This is a genomic window from Marinomonas sp. ABL3_031, assembly GCF_056161265.1.
This window is the reverse complement of record NZ_JBSWYU010000010.1, coordinates 1-16,187: the sequence shown is the minus strand read 5'-3', so window position 1 is coordinate 16,187 and position 16,187 is coordinate 1. Positions and strand designations below refer to the sequence as shown.

Annotated in this window: 12 protein-coding genes; 7 read left to right on the top strand and 5 right to left on the bottom strand. The window is 44.0% G+C overall.

Annotated features, from left to right (window positions below):
• Nucleotides 1–14 precede the first annotated feature (14 nt).
• Nucleotides 15–1,904 (bottom strand): tRNA uridine-5-carboxymethylaminomethyl(34) synthesis enzyme MnmG, encoded by a 1,890-nt coding sequence (mnmG, locus tag ACXAH2_RS11785; RefSeq protein WP_475078710.1) that lies wholly within the window; start codon nt 1,902–1,904, stop codon nt 15–17.
• A 641-nt stretch (nt 1,905–2,545) separates the two neighbouring features.
• Between mnmG and acuR the strand changes: the two genes are divergently transcribed.
• The 3 genes from acuR (at nt 2,546) to ACXAH2_RS11770 (ending at nt 5,436) form a co-directional block, all read left to right on the top strand.
• Complete coding sequence (acuR, locus tag ACXAH2_RS11780; RefSeq protein ID WP_475078709.1) at nt 2,546–3,178, top strand: acrylate utilization transcriptional regulator AcuR; 633 nt, start codon at nt 2,546–2,548, stop codon at nt 3,176–3,178.
• An 81-nt stretch (nt 3,179–3,259) separates the two neighbouring features.
• Entirely contained in the window at nt 3,260–4,258 is a 999-nt protein-coding gene (gene acuI, locus ACXAH2_RS11775) for an acrylyl-CoA reductase (NADPH) (RefSeq protein ID WP_475078708.1), read from the top strand.
• 20 nt (nt 4,259–4,278) lie between these two features.
• Nucleotides 4,279–5,436: a glycerate kinase gene (locus ACXAH2_RS11770; protein WP_475078707.1), complete on the top strand. Its 1,158-nt coding sequence runs from the start codon at nt 4,279–4,281 to the stop codon at nt 5,434–5,436.
• 6 nt (nt 5,437–5,442) lie between these two features.
• On the opposite strand, the gene mnmE is transcribed toward ACXAH2_RS11770, so the two are convergent.
• The 4 genes from mnmE to rpmH all read right to left on the bottom strand — a co-directional run bounded on the left by mnmE (nt 5,443) and on the right by rpmH (nt 9,235).
• Nucleotides 5,443–6,822 (bottom strand): tRNA uridine-5-carboxymethylaminomethyl(34) synthesis GTPase MnmE, encoded by a 1,380-nt coding sequence (gene mnmE / locus ACXAH2_RS11765; protein WP_475078705.1) that lies wholly within the window; start codon nt 6,820–6,822, stop codon nt 5,443–5,445.
• Nucleotides 6,823–6,942: 120 nt separating this feature from the next.
• Entirely contained in the window at nt 6,943–8,598 is a 1,656-nt protein-coding gene (yidC, locus tag ACXAH2_RS11760) for a membrane protein insertase YidC (RefSeq protein WP_475078703.1), read from the bottom strand.
• Nucleotides 8,599–8,699: 101 nt separating this feature from the next.
• Nucleotides 8,700–9,092: a ribonuclease P protein component gene (gene rnpA / locus ACXAH2_RS11755; RefSeq protein WP_475078702.1), complete on the bottom strand. Its 393-nt coding sequence runs from the start codon at nt 9,090–9,092 to the stop codon at nt 8,700–8,702.
• An 8-nt stretch (nt 9,093–9,100) separates the two neighbouring features.
• The gene (rpmH, locus tag ACXAH2_RS11750; RefSeq protein ID WP_013663328.1) at nt 9,101–9,235 is read right to left on the bottom strand and encodes a 50S ribosomal protein L34; all 135 of its coding nucleotides are present in this window, start codon (nt 9,233–9,235) and stop codon (nt 9,101–9,103) included.
• A gap of 511 nt (nt 9,236–9,746) precedes the next feature.
• Here rpmH and dnaA point away from each other — a divergent pair.
• The 4 genes from dnaA to gyrB all read left to right on the top strand — a co-directional run bounded on the left by dnaA (nt 9,747) and on the right by gyrB (nt 16,012).
• On the top strand, nt 9,747–11,288 hold the full coding sequence (gene dnaA / locus ACXAH2_RS11745) for a chromosomal replication initiator protein DnaA (RefSeq protein ID WP_475078701.1): 1,542 nt from the start codon (nt 9,747–9,749) through the stop codon (nt 11,286–11,288).
• 32 nt (nt 11,289–11,320) lie between these two features.
• Complete coding sequence (gene dnaN, locus ACXAH2_RS11740; protein ID WP_475078700.1) at nt 11,321–12,418, top strand: DNA polymerase III subunit beta; 1,098 nt, start codon at nt 11,321–11,323, stop codon at nt 12,416–12,418.
• Between the two features lie 63 nt (nt 12,419–12,481).
• A complete protein-coding gene (recF, locus tag ACXAH2_RS11735; protein WP_475078698.1) occupies nt 12,482–13,588 on the top strand; it encodes a DNA replication/repair protein RecF in 1,107 nt (368 codons plus the stop codon).
• Entirely contained in the window at nt 13,589–16,012 is a 2,424-nt protein-coding gene (gyrB, locus tag ACXAH2_RS11730; protein WP_475078697.1) for a DNA topoisomerase (ATP-hydrolyzing) subunit B, read from the top strand.
• The last annotated feature ends 175 nt before the right edge of the window (nt 16,013–16,187 follow it).

Genomic DNA, 16,187 nt, shown 5'->3' with positions numbered 1-16,187 from the left:
TTCGATTGCTGATTTTAGGCACTTTTCTTAGCAATGGCACGCTTTTTCAAATGAATTAACAATAACGACACAGCGGCTGGCGTTACCCCTTGAATACGAGAGGCTGCAGCCAAGGTGGCCGGACGCGCTGCTTGCAATTTTTGTTTGATCTCGTTAGATAAACCTTCCATTTGCTGATAATCCAAATCCACAGGTAATGGTGTGTTTTCCTGACGACGCAAACGCTCAATATCATCCGCCTGACGGGCGATGTAACCTGCGTATTTCACCGAAATCTGTACCTGTTCAGCCACTTGCTCATCTATAGCTTGTTCTGGCGCACCTTTTAGATTGGCAATGTCATCGTAAACAATACCTGGACGTTTCAGTAAATCCAACAGGCTGTATTCGTGAGTAATTGGTGCTTCCAACTTAGGATTAATCTGTTCCGCTGCTGGAGAATTCGGCACGATCCAATTGGATTTCAGTCGCTGAGTTTCTTGTTCAATGGCTTCACGTTTTTGACAGAAAGCCGCCCAACGAGCATCAGACACCAAGCCGATTTCACGCCCTTTTTCGGTTAGACGCATATCGGCATTGTCTTCACGTAAAATCAGACGATATTCCGCACGGCTGGTAAACATTCGATAAGGTTCTTTGGTGCCCATGGTAATCAAATCGTCAACCAACACCCCTAAATAAGCTTCATCACGACGTGGCGTCCATGCGTCTTTATCTTGTGCCATCAAAGCGGCATTTGCGCCCGCCAATAAACCTTGCGCACCCGCTTCTTCATAGCCAGTCGTACCATTGATTTGTCCAGCGAAGAACAAAGCCGACATATGTTTTGTTTCTAACGAGTACTTCAAATCTTGTGGGTTAAAGTAATCGTATTCAATGGCATAACCTGGACGCGTAATATGAGCCTTTTCCATGCCTTTCATGGAACGGACTAAGTCAATTTGCACATCAAATGGTAATGAGGTTGAAATACCATTTGGATACAGCTCGTGTGTCGTCAAACCTTCCGGTTCAATAAAGATTTGATGGGAATTTTTATCGGCAAAACGCACAATTTTATCTTCAATTGAAGGGCAATATCTTGGCCCAACGCCTTCAATGACACCCGTGTACATTGGCGATCTGTCCATGCCACTGCGGATAATATTGTGGGTTTGTTCATTGGTATGAGTAATAAAACACTCAATTTGACGCGGATGCATTTGACGATTCCCCATGTAGGACATGACAGGGGTAATTTCATCGCCAGGCTGTGCTTGCATTTGTGAGAAATCCACAGAACGGGCATCAATTCTAGGTGGCGTACCGGTTTTTAGACGATCGACTCGAAACGGCAAAGCTCTTAGCTTTTCTGCCAATCCAATAGACGGTGGATCTCCTGCTCGACCACCAGCATGATTTTGTAAACCAACGTGTATAATGCCACCTAAAAAAGTACCGGCTGTCAGTACCACGGTTTTGCTGTTAAAACGAATGCCAGTTTGGGTGACAACACCTCGTGCAGCTCCCTCTTCAACAATAAGATCTTCAACCGATTGTTGGAATAACCAAAGATTCTCTTGGTTCTCCAGCTGATGACGAATTGCCGCTTTATACAAAATACGATCTGCTTGCGCGCGAGTGGCACGTACCGCAGGCCCTTTACGAGAGTTTAAGGTACGAAATTGAATGCCTGCTTGATCGGTTGCCAATGCCATTATGCCATCTAAAGCGTCAATTTCTTTCACTAGATGGGACTTCCCAATACCACCAATGGCAGGGTTACAGGACATTTGTCCTAATGTTTCAATATTGTGTGAAAGCAGTAGTGTTTTAACGCCCATACGTGCAGCGGCCAAAGCTGCTTCCGTTCCAGCATGTCCACCACCCACGACAATCACATCAAAGCGAGTTGGGAAATCCACAGTAACCTCAAAATAACAAAGTGAATAAAAAACGATCAATTTCTGATAAGGGCGCCTAGTATAAAGGCAAATTTTGAAAAAGAAAGAGAGCTGAAACGTCTTTTACCGGTCATCAATATATAAATAAAAAAATAAATATATAGTGTCTTTTATGTTTATTATGTCTATATGCAAATTGATTCTCTGGGGAAAAGTCTTAAAAATCGATATTTTTCATTAATTTAAACGCATAATATCTTGTTTAAACTAGGTTCTACTTCTTGTGATGTGGGTAATCTTTTCTTGTGTATAACTTAGAGAGTTATACAGAGCCTGAATTGACTTCCTTTTTTATTAAAAACTGTGCAAAACTTCTTTTCAACCTATCACCAAAGTTATCAACAATAAAATTTTGTTAAGTTTTTATTTCTAGGCTGCTGTTTTTATTAAATTTTATTCTTTTTTTAGCGAAATTTTTAGCTTCTGAATAGGATTTTAATCCACAGTTAACTTATTGAAAAAAAGATAAATTTTTTTCGATCTCTCTAATTTACTGTTGATAAATACAGTGTCATTTTTCCACTTTTCCTCAAATTTTCTGTATTTGATTTCTATAGACGAGTGGTCTAATTTAAATGGCAGATTTGTAGTTCGGTGTCACTATGCTCGAGATAAGCAACGCCTCATCACGGGGGCGGCCAAAAAAATCCTCCTTAAAAGGAGAGCAGACCAAACAGGCATTACTTCATGCTGGTGTCGCTTTATTGACTGAAAAAGGCTTCACTAATAGTGGTATTGAACCCATTTTGAAAACAGTCGGTGTACCTAAAGGGTCTTTCTATCACTACTTTGCCAGCAAAGAAGTCTTTGGCTTAGAGGTGTTGGCTAGCTACCAGGGCTTTTTTGAAAATAAGCTTGATCAATTTTTACTGGATGAATCTCTGTCTTGTGTTGATCGTCTTAGGGCTTTTGCTCAAGATGCCAGTCAAGGTATGGAAAAATACGCATATCAACGTGGTTGTTTGGTGGGAAATTTAGAGCAAGAGTCTACACAACTACCAACGACTTTTAATGCGCAAATTCAATCTTGCTATCTAAGTTGGCAAGACAGATTAGCCACTTGTTTGTTAACGGGACAAGCTCGTGGTGAATGGCAGTTACAGCAGGAGGTACAATCTCTAGCGCAAATTTTTTGGCTCGGTTGGGAAGGTGCTGTACACCGCGCAAGGCTATTGTCTTCAAGTCAGCCTCTGAACAGCTTTATGGATTTCTTTATAAAGAGTTTACAAAATTAGATTCATATTAAGACAACCAGATAGTTCATCTGGTTTTTTTGAATAGGTTACTAGACGATCGGTCTAATAGTAGGAGGAAATATGTTTCAAGCACTCATTATTCATCAAGATGATGCCAATCAACAGGTTTGTGAATTGGCCAGCATTAGTGAAGATCAATTACCTGAAGGTGATGTGCTGATCGCCGTGGATTACAGTACCCTTAATTATAAAGATGCCTTAGCCATCACAGGTAAAGGACGCATAGTACGTTCTTATCCTATGGTGCCAGGGATAGATTTAGTGGGTCGAATCATCGACAGCGCCTCTGAACGTTTTAATATTGGAGATCAAGTATTATTAAATGGTTTTGGCGTGGGCGAAAAGCATTGGGGCGGCCTTGCTGAACGAGCCCGTTTAAAGAGCGATTGGTTGATTCCTTTGCCGCAAGGTATGACAGCTCAGCAAGCCATGATGATAGGCACTGCGGGATACACGGCTATGTTGTCTGTATTGGCATTACAAAAACAAGGCGTCACACCTGAAGCGGGTGAAATTCTGGTGACAGGGGCCAATGGTGGTGTTGGTAGCTATGCCATTCGAATTTTGAGTCGTTTGGGTTATCAAGTGGTGGCTTCAACTGGCCGAATGAATGAGAAAGATTATCTTATATCTCTAGGAGCCACTGAGGTTGTGGATCGCGAAAGTTTGTCTCAAGCAGGTAAACCGCTACAAAAAGAGCGTTGGGCTGGGGTGGTTGATTGTGTTGGTAGCCATACTTTGGCCAATGCCTGTGCTAGCACTCAATACGGTGGTGTGGTGACCGCTTGCGGTTTAGCACAAGGTATGGACTTCCCTGCTTCCGTCGCCCCTTTTATTTTGCGCGGAGTGTGTTTGATTGGTATCGACAGTGTGATGCGTCCTTTGGCGGATAGAATAGAAGCATGGCAAGCCCTGCAGGATATTTTGAAAGTTGAAGACTATCAAAGCATTGCGGCAGAAATTTCCCTTTCTGAAGCAGAAGAAACGGCCTATAAATTGCTTGAAGGTAAGGTACGTGGTCGCGTGTTAGTGAAACTCGCGCAAGATTCAAGCAATTAGCCATAGTAAATAGGAGCGTCATGAAAATCATCATTGCACCGGATTCCTTCAAAGAAAGTTTAACAGCCATGCAAGTGGCTCAAGCCATAGAAACAGGCTTTAAACAGGTATTTGCAACGGCTGAATACGTGAAACTGCCGATGGCCGATGGTGGCGAAGGAACCGTGCAATCTATGGTGGATGCGACGCAAGGAGAAATCATTGAGTTGCAAGTCACTGGCCCTTTGGGAGAAAAAGTGGTTGCCCAGTATGGCATTTTAGGCGGCGCGACTGAGCAAGCCATAGCGGTCATAGAAATGGCATCAGCATCGGGCTTGCACCTTGTGCCTCGTGCGCAAAGAGATCCTTATATGACCACCAGTTACGGTACTGGTGAATTGATCAATGACGCTTTGGATCGTGGTATTCAGCACATCATTTTAGGGTTAGGTGGCAGTGCCACCAATGATGCTGGGCTTGGCATGGCACAAGCCTTGGGTATGCATTTTTTAGATGCGGCTGGTCAGCCTTTAGGTGCGGGTGGTTTGGCATTAATGGATCTGGAAACAATCGATGTCAGTCAATGTCATCCTAAATTAGCCCATTGTCAAATCGAAGTAGCCTGTGATGTCACCAATCCTTTATGCGGTGAAAATGGTGCATCGGCGATTTTTGGTCCGCAAAAAGGTGCTACACAAGACATGGTTACTAAACTGGATACCGCGCTTGGACATTTTGCCGATGTGTTGGCCAGATCTGGTTTTGCGGATGATCGTGACGTGCCTGGTGTGGGGGCTGCTGGTGGCATGGGATTGACCATGAAAACCCTATTAAATGCCGAGCTAAAACCCGGTATTAGCATTGTGATGCAGACGGTTCAATTTGCTCAGCAGTTACAAGGGGCCGATTTGGTGATCACTGGAGAAGGTCGAATAGATGGACAAACCGTGTTTGGTAAAACCCCGATGGGAGTGCTTGAACAAGCCAAATTTGCACAGGTACCTTGCATTGCGATTGCGGGCTGTTTTGGTGATGGGGCAAAAGCCATTTTAGAGCAAGGTATGAAGGCTATTTTTCCGATTATTCCAGCATTAGCCGACTTGGATCAGGTGTTGTCCGAAGCGGAACAAAACCTGATCTTTACGGCGCGAAATGTGGCAGCCAGTATGGTCATGGCCCAACAACTGGCTGTTAAATAGTTAAGCTTATTTTCCGATACAGAAAGAGCCAAAAATACGTCCTAACAAGTCATCACTGGTAAACGCGCCAGTGAGTTCACTTAACGCTTGTTGGGCTTCTTTTAAGTCTTCAGCTAACAGTTCACCTGCGCCATAGCCATGCAACTGTTCGTGGCCTGCGTCCAGGAAGCGATTGGCTTTATTGAGAGCTTCGATATGACGACGGCGTGCAATAAAGCCCCCTTCTGTGGTGCTATCGAACCCCATAACCGCTTTTAAATGTTCTGTAAGATCAGAAACTCCCTCACCTGTTTTTGCTGACAGAGAGATCACAGAGATACCTTGAATGGTTTCTATACCGGTACTTTCTTTGGTCAAATCCACTTTATTGCGAATCAAGGTGATGTTTTGTGTATTGCCTAGTTTCTCTATGAAATCAGGCCAAATCTCACTTGGATCTTTGGAATCAATCGATTGGCTGTCCACCATCATTAAAATACGATCGGCCTTATGAATTTCATCCCATGCACGTTGGATACCGATGCGTTCTACTTCATCAGGGCTGTCACGTAATCCGGCTGTGTCAATAATGTGCAATGGCATACCATCTAGGTGTATCTGTTCCCGCAATACGTCTCGTGTGGTGCCTTCAATGTTGGTTACTATGGCGGAATCTTTACCTGATAAGGCATTTAATAAGCTTGATTTACCGGCATTGGGTCGTCCTGCTATGACCACATTCATGCCCTCGCGAATTAACGCTCCTTGGTTGGCTTCTTTCAGCACAGATTGCAATTTGTTTTGAATATCTGCCAATTGGCTGGCGACTTTGCCGTCACCAATAAAGTCAATTTCTTCCTCAGGAAAGTCGATGGCCGCTTCAACGTAAATGCGTAAATGAATTAAGGCTTCGACCAATACATCGACACGTTTAGAAAACGCCCCTTGTAACGACCGTAAGGCACATTTTGCCGCTTGTTCAGAAGTACTATCGATCAAATCGGCAATGGCTTCTGCTTGAGTTAAGTCCATTTTATCATTCATGAAGGCGCGCTCGGAAAATTCTCCAGGGCGAGCCAAACGGGCGCCTAGACTCAAACAGTGACTGAGCAACATGTCCATGATGACAGGGCCACCATGGCCTTGTAATTCAAATACGTCCTCTCCGGTAAAAGAGTTAGGGCCTGGAAAATAAATTGCTAAGCCCATGTCCAACTGCTCACCATCGGCTTGCTTGAAAGGCATATAGTGGGCATAACGAGGTTTAGGCTCAAAGCCAATTATACGCTGAGCTATGGATAAGCTGTCGGGGCCTGATAAACGAATAATACCAACGCCTCCTCGGCCAGGCGCGGTAGCTTGAGCGGCAATCGTGTCTTGGTCTGTGGCGTAGTGAAAATCCGTCATAGTTTGGCTCTGAATCTAGTTAAATGGGCTGAATGTATTCGCAAACAAAATATAGCAAGTGAAACGTAAAAAGGCTTCCGAGTAGGAAGCCTTTTGTTTGGATCAAGCCGTTTTCTTATCCTAGCTTTCTTTCTCAATACGTTTCGTAATCACATATTGTTGAAGAATCGACAAGGTATTGTTGGTTACCCAGTACAATACCAGACCGGCGGGGAACCATAGGAAGAAGATAGAGAATGCCACTGGCATGATCTTCATAATACGCGCTTGCATTGGATCTGGTGGTGTTGGGTTCAATGCTTGTTGTACAAACATACTAATACCCATCAAGATTGGCAGAATGAAGTAAGGGTCCATCACTGACAAGTCGTTAATCCACAGAATGAAAGGCGCTTGACGTAATTCAACGGATTCCATTAATACCCAGTACAAGGCTAAGAAAACTGGCATTTGTACCAGAATCGGCAAACAACCACCCAATGGGTTGATCTTCTCTTTCTTGTACAATTCCATCATAGCTTGCGACATTTTTTGACGATCGTCCCCGTATTTGTCTTTTAGCTTAGCGATTTCTGGACCGAACTTGCGCATTTTCGCCATGGAACGATAGCTTGCTGCCGACAACTTAAAGAAGATGGCTTTTACCACCACGACAACTAAGATGATGGCCACACCCCAATTCACTACGAAAGACTGAATCATGGTCAGCAACCAGAACAATGGCTTAGCAAGCCACCATAGCATGCCGTAATCCACGGTCAGGTCTAGGTTTTCTGCGGTTGCTTCTAACTGATCTTGCAGTTTAGGACCGACATAAAACGTGGCGCTCATGGTGCCTTGTTTGCCTGCAGCAATTTCCACTGGGTCAGCGGTGAAGCCTATAATGTTGTAACCATTGTTGGTGCGAGCTTGCAAGGTTACTTCTTGGCCTTGCTCAGGTACCCAAGCAGAGACAAAGTAGTGTTGTAGTAAAGCTATCCAACCTTTAGTAGTGGATACTTTTACAGGCTCTTCTTCCATATCAGAGAAAGATATCTTGTTGTATTTGGTTGCTTCGTCAGAAATAGCGCCACCTAGGTAAGGCTGAAGGCCCATACTGTTACTTTTACTCGGATCGGGTGAGTTATCACGTTTGATTTGAGCAAAGAGATTACCACGCCATGTGGTTGCTGATGTGTTATCCACAGTAATCAATTGGCGAATACGGTAAGTACCTTTGGTGAAACGGAATGTTTTGGTGTATTTCACGCCGTTTGTGTCCGTGTAATACAAGTTCACATCTAGACTGTTAGCACCCTCTTTTAATTGATAAGAGGTTTGCTCTGTTTGGTAGACGGGACGACCATCGGCAGAAGCGTCTGGGCCATTACGACCAACCAAGCCACTTTGTGTAACGTAAGTACGATCTGCGCCGTCTTCAAGAATCACAAAAGGATCAGGTTGTCCCAATTCTTTTTTGTATTGCAATAAAGCTGCTTCGACTAAGTCACCGCCAACAGGATTGATAGCAACACGTAAAGTATCCGTGGTGACTTCAATTAACTTTCCTGGGGCTATTTGACTGACGCTTTGTGGAATATCACTGTTGGCATTGGCACTGTCTTGTGTCGCCAATGGCAAATCGTCATTAGTTTGGGCAGTTGTCTCGGTTTGAGTTTGAGAGCTTTGAGCCACACTTTGAGTCGGTTGTTGACCGTAATCTTGGTTCCACTGCAAAAACAGTAGGTAACCACTGATAAAAAGCGCGCCCCATAAAAAGTAACGTCTGAAATCCATGGTATTCAACTAATTTGTTTGGTTAGACAAATAGGTTCGATGAACCTTTAGAAAAATCACGCGCTATTAAACCAGCCTTTGGCAGTTTTTTCAGCCTATTTCTACTGAGAATGCGTGCGTTTTTTCATTTTACTTGGGTTTTTTGCCTTTTTAGCCAGTTGTTGCCAAGTTTTTTCTAGGCGTTCGCTTAAGGTTTGGTTGTCCAATTCCTTAATGCCATTACGAGCAAGGAAAACAATGTCTAATCCGACGAGAGGTGTTTTGTGGTGACGAAAGGATTCGCGTACCAAACGTTTGATACGGTTTCGACCTACTGCAGTTTTATCGGTTTTTTTAGACACAATTAGGCCTAACCTTACTTGGTTGTCGTGTCGTTTGTGAGCCAATAAAAGAAATTCGCCAGCAAAGGCTTTTGCAGAAGTGTCATTAAAGACGGATTGATAATCCCCGGCATTCAGCAGTCTGACTTGCCGGGGAAAACAATAATCGGTCATCAGCGGTATTAAGCGCTTAGAGCCTTGCGGCCGCGAGCACGACGACGAGCGATTACTTGACGTCCGCCTTTAGTTGCCATGCGAGCACGGAAACCATGGTTACGTTTGCGCTTTAGTACGCTAGGTTGAAATGTTCTTTTCATTTTAATTTCTCTCACTGAAGCAGTGTTTCAGTTTTGAGGGTTAGCGTTCGCCAAGCCTCAGCATTTGATTGCAAATCAGGGCGCGGATTTTAGTGTCTTTCCTAAGTAAGTTCAATGCTTTGATGGGTTTTTATTGATAAAAAATTAATAACATAAATTCTTAATTTGTTATTCACAGGGAAATACAAGCTTAGTGGATAAAAAATTCTAAAAATTAAGGGGGTTATTCACATTTTTTATTTTCATTTTAAATTATTCATTTAAAAACATAAACTTAAAAAAATAAAGATTCGTGGAAAAGCATAGAAGAGTTAACAAAATCCTGTTAATAAGTTGGATTTTTATGCACAGAAAGAGTTTTTTATCTACTGCTGTGTATAACTTCCTTTGTTATTAACAAATTTGATGAAGGTGTGACCTTAGGTTTTTTTTACATAAAATGTGGATAACTTTATTTATCCAAGGTAAAATCCGCTTCTTATCTGTCACTCGACCAGGGAGTACGTTTACAGTGTCTTTGGAGCATTGGGATCTGTGTCTGCAACGTTTGCAGAGTGAGTTTTCCACATCTCAGTTCAATACATGGATTCGTCCACTTGAAGCCGAAATGTTGGCTAGCGGTGAATTGTGCCTAAGCGCACCAAATCGTTTTGTATTGGATTGGGTGAGTAACAAATATCAAACTCGCATTAAAGAGTTGTTGTCGGAATTTGCTGGCAGTGATCCCATTCCTGCATTGACTTTGGTAGTGAAGTCTCAGGGGTTTGTTGCGGCGTCGGCTCCGCCACCTCCGCCTATTAATCATGCGCCGCCAGTCAGTCCTTTGAATACCGAAACGGTATCTGAATCTGGTTATCGTCCTGGCTTTGGATTGATGGATGAAGAAGAATCGTCTCATGCAGATTTGGAATTTGAAGCCCCGTTAACTCTTTCTTCCGAAGGACTGAAAGGAGATTCTGAGCCATATGAACAGGGACAATTGCCGTTAACTGCGCCGAAACGCAAAGTGCAAGTAGAAGGTGGTATAAACCACGGTGCGAATTTGAATAATTCCTTTACCTTTGACAACTTTGTCGAAGGTAAGTCCAACCAATTGGCCCACGCTGCAGCTTTACAGGTCGCAGAGAATCCAGGTGGTGCGTATAACCCACTCTTTATTTATGGCGGTGTGGGCTTAGGTAAAACCCACTTAATGCAAGCGGTTGGTACTGAGTTAATGCGTCATAATCCTAATGCCAAAGTGGTGTATTTGCATTCTGAGCGCTTTGTGGCAGACATGGTTAAAGCACTTCAGCTGAATGCCATCAATGATTTTAAACGTTATTATCGTTCTGTAGATGCCCTATTGATCGACGATATTCAGTTTTTCGCCGGCAAAGACCGCACTCAAGAAGAATTTTTCCATACCTTTAATGCCTTGTTAGAAGGTGGTCAGCAAATGATTTTGACTTGCGACCGTTATCCAAAAGAAATTCAAGGTTTGGAAGACAGATTAAAATCTCGTTTTGGTTGGGGATTAACGGTTGCTATTGAACCACCTGAATTAGAAACTCGTGTGGCCATCTTAATGCGAAAAGCGGATGAAAGCGGTATTAAGTTGTCTTATGATTCCGCTTTTTTCATTGCTCAAAAGATACGTTCTAATGTACGTGAATTAGAGGGGGCATTGAAGCGCGTGATTGCCAACTCGCATTTTACTGGTCGTGCTATCACGCCTGATTTTGTGCGTGAGTCGTTAAAAGATCTTTTGGCCTTGCAAGACAAGCTGGTGAACATTGATAATATCCAACGCATCGTGGCGGAATATTATAAAATCAAAATCAGTGATTTATTATCCAAGCGTCGCAGTCGATCTGTGGCTCGTCCACGTCAAGTCGCCATGTCTTTAGCAAAAGAATTGACCAATCATAGCTTGCCGGAGATTGGCGATGCCTTTGGCGGTCGCGATCATACGACGGCGTTACATGCGATCCGCAAAATAAAAGAACTACAAGACACGGATTCGGAAATCCGTGAAGATTACAAACAATTGATGCGAATTCTGACCACCTGATGGTCTGAGACTTTGAGTTTACGAGGAAAATAATGAAATTTTCAGTCGTCCGCGAGACCCTTCTTAAACCACTTCAACTAGTGGCTGGCGTTGTCGAACGCAAACAAACCATGCCGGTACTGGCCAATGTGTTGGTGGAAGTGAAAGACCAAGTGTTAACCTTAACGGGTTCTGACTTGGAAGTAGAGCTGGTGGGTCATGTGCCACTGGATGAATGCGAAGAAGGCCGCATTACTGTGCCTGCTCGTAAGTTAATGGATATTTGTAAAAGTTTGCCTGACAGTGCCGTTATTGAGTTTATATTAGACGAGCAAAAAGCCGTGATTCGTTCTGGTCGTTCTCGCTTCAGTCTTTCAACCTTGCCAGCGGATGAATTTCCTAATATTCAAGATATGCAAGGTGACCTGACGGTATCCATAGCCCAAAATAACGTACGTCGTTTGATTGACCGTACCGGTTTTGCTATGGCTAACCAAGATGTTCGTTATTACTTGAACGGCATGTTGTTGGAAGTAGCAGATGGTCAATTACGTGTTGTGGCGACAGACGGCCACCGTTTGGCAACGGCTGTGGAAGACGCTCAAGTCAGTGGTGATCTAACGCAAGTCATTGTGCCACGCAAAGGTGTTTTAGAGTTAAATCGCTTGTTGAATGACACGGATGAAACCGTTGAACTCATTATTGGAGCAAATCACATTCGTGCCAAAGTGGCAGATTACGTGTTCACTTCTAAATTAGTAGACGGTAAATTCCCGGATTATCATCGTGTGATTCCGCGCAACAACGAAAAAATTGTTATCGCCGATCGTTTGGAATTGCGACAAGTATTTCTGCGTGCTTCGATACTGTCCAATGAAAAATATCGTGGTGTACGTTTAATTTTATCCAATGGAATGTTGCAAGTGTTCGCTAATAACCCGGAACAAGAAGAAGCTGAAGAGTCTGTATTGGTGCAATATCAAGGTGACAATATGGAAGTGGGCTTCAATGTAGGTTACTTGTTGGATGTATTAGGTGTTGTGGATTCTCAAGAAGTACGTTTGTCTTTGAACGATTCTAATTCCAGTTCCTTAATTGAAGAAGCACAAAGTCACGCGGCACAATATGTTGTGATGCCGATGCGCCTTTAAGTTATGCTTGCCTGCTTAATATGACAAGTGGGCTTTTCCTACCCAGATTTAGGTTCAAAGACTATGCCGCTTGAGCGTTTGGACATTTCTCATGTTCGCAACTTGTCCAGTGTGCGCTTAGAACCTTCGCCTCAAGTTAATCTGATTGTCGGTGCTAATGGCAGTGGTAAAACTTCTGTGCTGGAAGCCATTTATTTATTGTCGTTTGGCCGCTCATTTCGCAGTCATAAACACAAAACTTATATTCAATATGACAATGAAGCTTGTTTGATCTTTGCTCAATTAGCGCTGGCAGATGGTCTGACTGCTCGTGTGGGACTGCAGCGTCATCGTGATGGTCAAATTGATGTGCGTATTCAAGGTCAGCGAGCACAGTCTGTGCTTGAACTGGCGGAACGCTTACCAGTGCAATTGATTAATCCAGATGCCTTCCGATTATTAGAGGGTTCTCCAAGTATTCGTCGACAATTTATTGATTGGGGCGTGTTTCATTTTGATTTGGAGTTTATTTCTGCATGGAGAGGCTGGCAAAAAGCATTAAAACAGCGGAATACCTTGCTCAGACGTGGTAAAATTACTGCCAGTTTGTTATCTGCTTTTGATCAGGAATTGATACGATTGGGTGAGCAGGTTAATTTGTCGAGAAAAACGTACGTGGAAAAGCTTACGCCGCTCTTTCATCAGGTGTTGTCCTTGTTAACGCCAGCATTGACGGTGGAGCTGTCTTTCTATCAGGGTTGGGATGCGCAGAAATCATTGCCAATGGCTATAGAGGCAGGTCGCGAACGAGACATAGAGCTGGGTTATACCCACAGTGGTCCGCAGCGTGCCGATTTAAGAGTGAAAACTGCCGCAGGAGATGCATTGGATACCCTATCTCGTGGTCAACAAAAGTTGGTGGTTTCTGCCTTGAAAATTGCCCAAGGGCAATTGCTGATTGATATGGGACGTCCATTGGTGTTTTTAGTGGACGACTTAGCGGCGGAATTGGATGCTCAGCATAGGCAAAAATTGTGTCAGTTGCTGGAATCTTTGAACAGCCAAGTTTTTATTACCAGTGTTGAGCCTGATACAACGGATTTTACTTGGGCCGACAGCACTGAGGTTCGCCAATTTGTAATGCAACAAGGCGAATTATCGTCATTGAGCAAAGGTTTGCAGGAGAGTTAAATGAGTGAAAATAATTATGATTCGTCCAGTATCAAGGTGCTCAAAGGGCTTGATGCCGTTCGTAAACGTCCCGGTATGTATATTGGTGACACGGATGATGGCACAGGTTTGCACCATATGGTGTTCGAAGTGGTGGATAACTCCATTGACGAAGCCTTAGCCGGCCATTGTGACACCATTACTGTGTTGATCCACCCAGACGAATCCATCTCTGTCTCGGATAATGGTCGTGGTATTCCTGTCGACATGCACGAAGAAGAAGGTGTGTCGGCAGCCGAAGTTATCATGACGGTACTGCACGCTGGTGGTAAATTTGACGACAATTCCTATAAAGTCTCTGGTGGTCTTCACGGTGTAGGGGTTTCGGTAGTAAATGCTTTGTCTGAAAACTTAACCTTAACCATTCGCAAAGAAGGCAAAATCTACGAACAAAATTATGTTCATGGTGTGCCACAAGCTCCCCTTGCGATTGTCGGCGATACTGATGGTGCTGGCACCACAGTGCATTTCAAACCTTCAGCTGAAACCTTCAGCAACATTGTATTTGTTTACGATATTTTAGCGAAACGTCTTCGCGAATTGTCTTTCTTGAACTCAGGTGTGGCGATTCATCTTAAAGATGAACGTACTGGCAAGGAAGAATTCTTCAACTACGAAGGCGGCTTACGTTCTTTTGTAGAACACTTGAATACCAACAAAACGCCGATCAATGATATTTTCCACTTCATTTGTCAGCGTGATGACTTAGAAGACGGTATTGCGGTAGAAGTGGCATTGCAATGGAACGAAGGTTTTCAAGAAAACATTTATTGCTACACCAACAACATTCCACAACGTGATGGCGGGACGCACTTAGCTGGTTTTCGTGGCGCCCTCACCCGTACCTTGAATAACTTCATTGAGTCGGAAGGCTTGGCGAAGAAACAAAAAGTGGCTACCACGGGTGATGACTCTCGTGAGGGTTTGACGGCCATTGTGTCGGTTAAAGTGCCGGATCCTAAATTCTCTTCGCAGACCAAAGATAAATTGGTGTCTTCTGAGGTAAAAACCGCCGTTGAGCAAGAAATGGCGAAGCGTTTTGCGGAATACTTACTTGAGAAACCAAACGAAGCTAAAATTATCGTCAACAAGATGATTGACGCGGCGCGTGCTCGTGAAGCGGCGCGTCGTGCCCGTGATATGACGCGTCGTAAAGGTGCGCTTGATATCGCCGGATTGCCTGGCAAACTAGCGGATTGCCAAGAAAAAGACCCAGCGCTTTCTGAAATCTACCTAGTGGAGGGTGATTCCGCTGGAGGTTCTGCTAAGCAAGGTCGTGATCGCCGCACTCAGGCTATTTTGCCTCTGAAAGGTAAGATTCTAAACGTTGAAAAAGCGCGTTTTGACAAGATGTTGTCTTCTGCCGAAGTGGGTACCCTTATCACAGCTTTGGGTTGTGGTATTGGTCGCGATGAGTTTAATGCTGACAAATTGCGTTATCACAGCATAGTGATCATGACGGATGCTGACGTGGACGGTTCGCACATTCGTACCTTGTTACTGACTTTCTTCTTCCGTCAAATGCCTGAAATCATTGAGCGTGGTCATATATTCATTGCTCAACCGCCTCTGTTTAAGATTAAGCGTGGTAAACAAGAGCAGTACATTAAAGACGAAGCAGCGCTCGATCAACACTTGATTGAAGTGGCTTTGGATGGTGCTCACATGCACGTCAATGCAGACGCACCGGGCATTCAAGGTGAGCCATTGGCGAAGCTGGTACGTGATTACATTCATATTGAAGATGACGTGGATCGTTTGGCTCGTGTGTACCCTAAAGATGTTATGAGTAAACTTCTGTACTGCAAAGAGTTGACTCAAGAGCATTTGAAGGACGAAGCCGCTGTATCTGCTTGGGTTGAAGACATTCGTCAACACATGCCACAGGATGCGCGCACCGGTTTCCGCTTCGACTTTGCGGTGGAAAAAGACGAAGAACGCACCCTGTATTTGCCAGTTGTCGACATCATGTCACATGGTGTGTCGAATCGTTACCGTTTCGAAGCGGCCTTCTTCAATTCACCTGAATACAAGCGCATTGTGGCCATGTCCGAAACCATTGCGGAATTGTTTGGTGAAGAATCTTACATCCAACGTGGCGAGCGTCGACAACCTGTGACGCAAATCGAAGAGATGAAAGCTTGGTTGATGAAAGAAGCGTCTCGTGGCATGACCATCCAGCGCTACAAAGGATTGGGAGAGATGAACCCAGAACAGCTATGGGAAACCACAATGGACCCAGACGCGCGTCGTATGTTGCGTGTGACCATTGATGATGCCGTTGCGGCGGATCAAATGTTCACTACCCTGATGGGGGATGAAGTAGAACCACGTCGTAACTTCATCCAAGACAATGCGTTAACTGTGGCTAACCTAGACGTATAAGCTGTCATTAATGTATTAAAACAGAAGAGGCTAGACCCAGTGTCTAGCCTTTTTTTATGTCTAAAAAAGCCCAATCTTGAAGGATGAACTGACCCCATAAAGTTGGACTCTGTTCTAAGCGGCTTTCAAGGCCTGATTCCGATACTCTATCGGACTCAGGCCTTTTAGTTTCTGC

Bases quoted from the DNA above. Each gene is read 5' to 3' on its own strand.
- yidC (WP_475078703.1), bottom strand. From the start codon at position 8,598: ATGGATTTCAGACGTTACTTTTTATGGGGCGCGCTTTTTATCAGTGGT.
- acuI (WP_475078708.1), top strand. From the start codon at position 3,260: ATGTTTCAAGCACTCATTATTCATCAAGATGATGCCAATCAACAGGTT.
- rpmH (WP_013663328.1), bottom strand. From the start codon at position 9,235: ATGAAAAGAACATTTCAACCTAGCGTACTAAAGCGCAAACGTAACCAT.
- recF (WP_475078698.1), top strand. From the start codon at position 12,482: ATGCCGCTTGAGCGTTTGGACATTTCTCATGTTCGCAACTTGTCCAGT.
- dnaN (WP_475078700.1), top strand. From the start codon at position 11,321: ATGAAATTTTCAGTCGTCCGCGAGACCCTTCTTAAACCACTTCAACTA.
- rnpA (WP_475078702.1), bottom strand. From the start codon at position 9,092: ATGACCGATTATTGTTTTCCCCGGCAAGTCAGACTGCTGAATGCCGGG.
- mnmE (WP_475078705.1), bottom strand. From the start codon at position 6,822: ATGACGGATTTTCACTACGCCACAGACCAAGACACGATTGCCGCTCAA.
- acuR (WP_475078709.1), top strand. From the start codon at position 2,546: ATGCTCGAGATAAGCAACGCCTCATCACGGGGGCGGCCAAAAAAATCC.
- ACXAH2_RS11770 (WP_475078707.1), top strand. From the start codon at position 4,279: ATGAAAATCATCATTGCACCGGATTCCTTCAAAGAAAGTTTAACAGCC.
- gyrB (WP_475078697.1), top strand. From the start codon at position 13,589: ATGAGTGAAAATAATTATGATTCGTCCAGTATCAAGGTGCTCAAAGGG.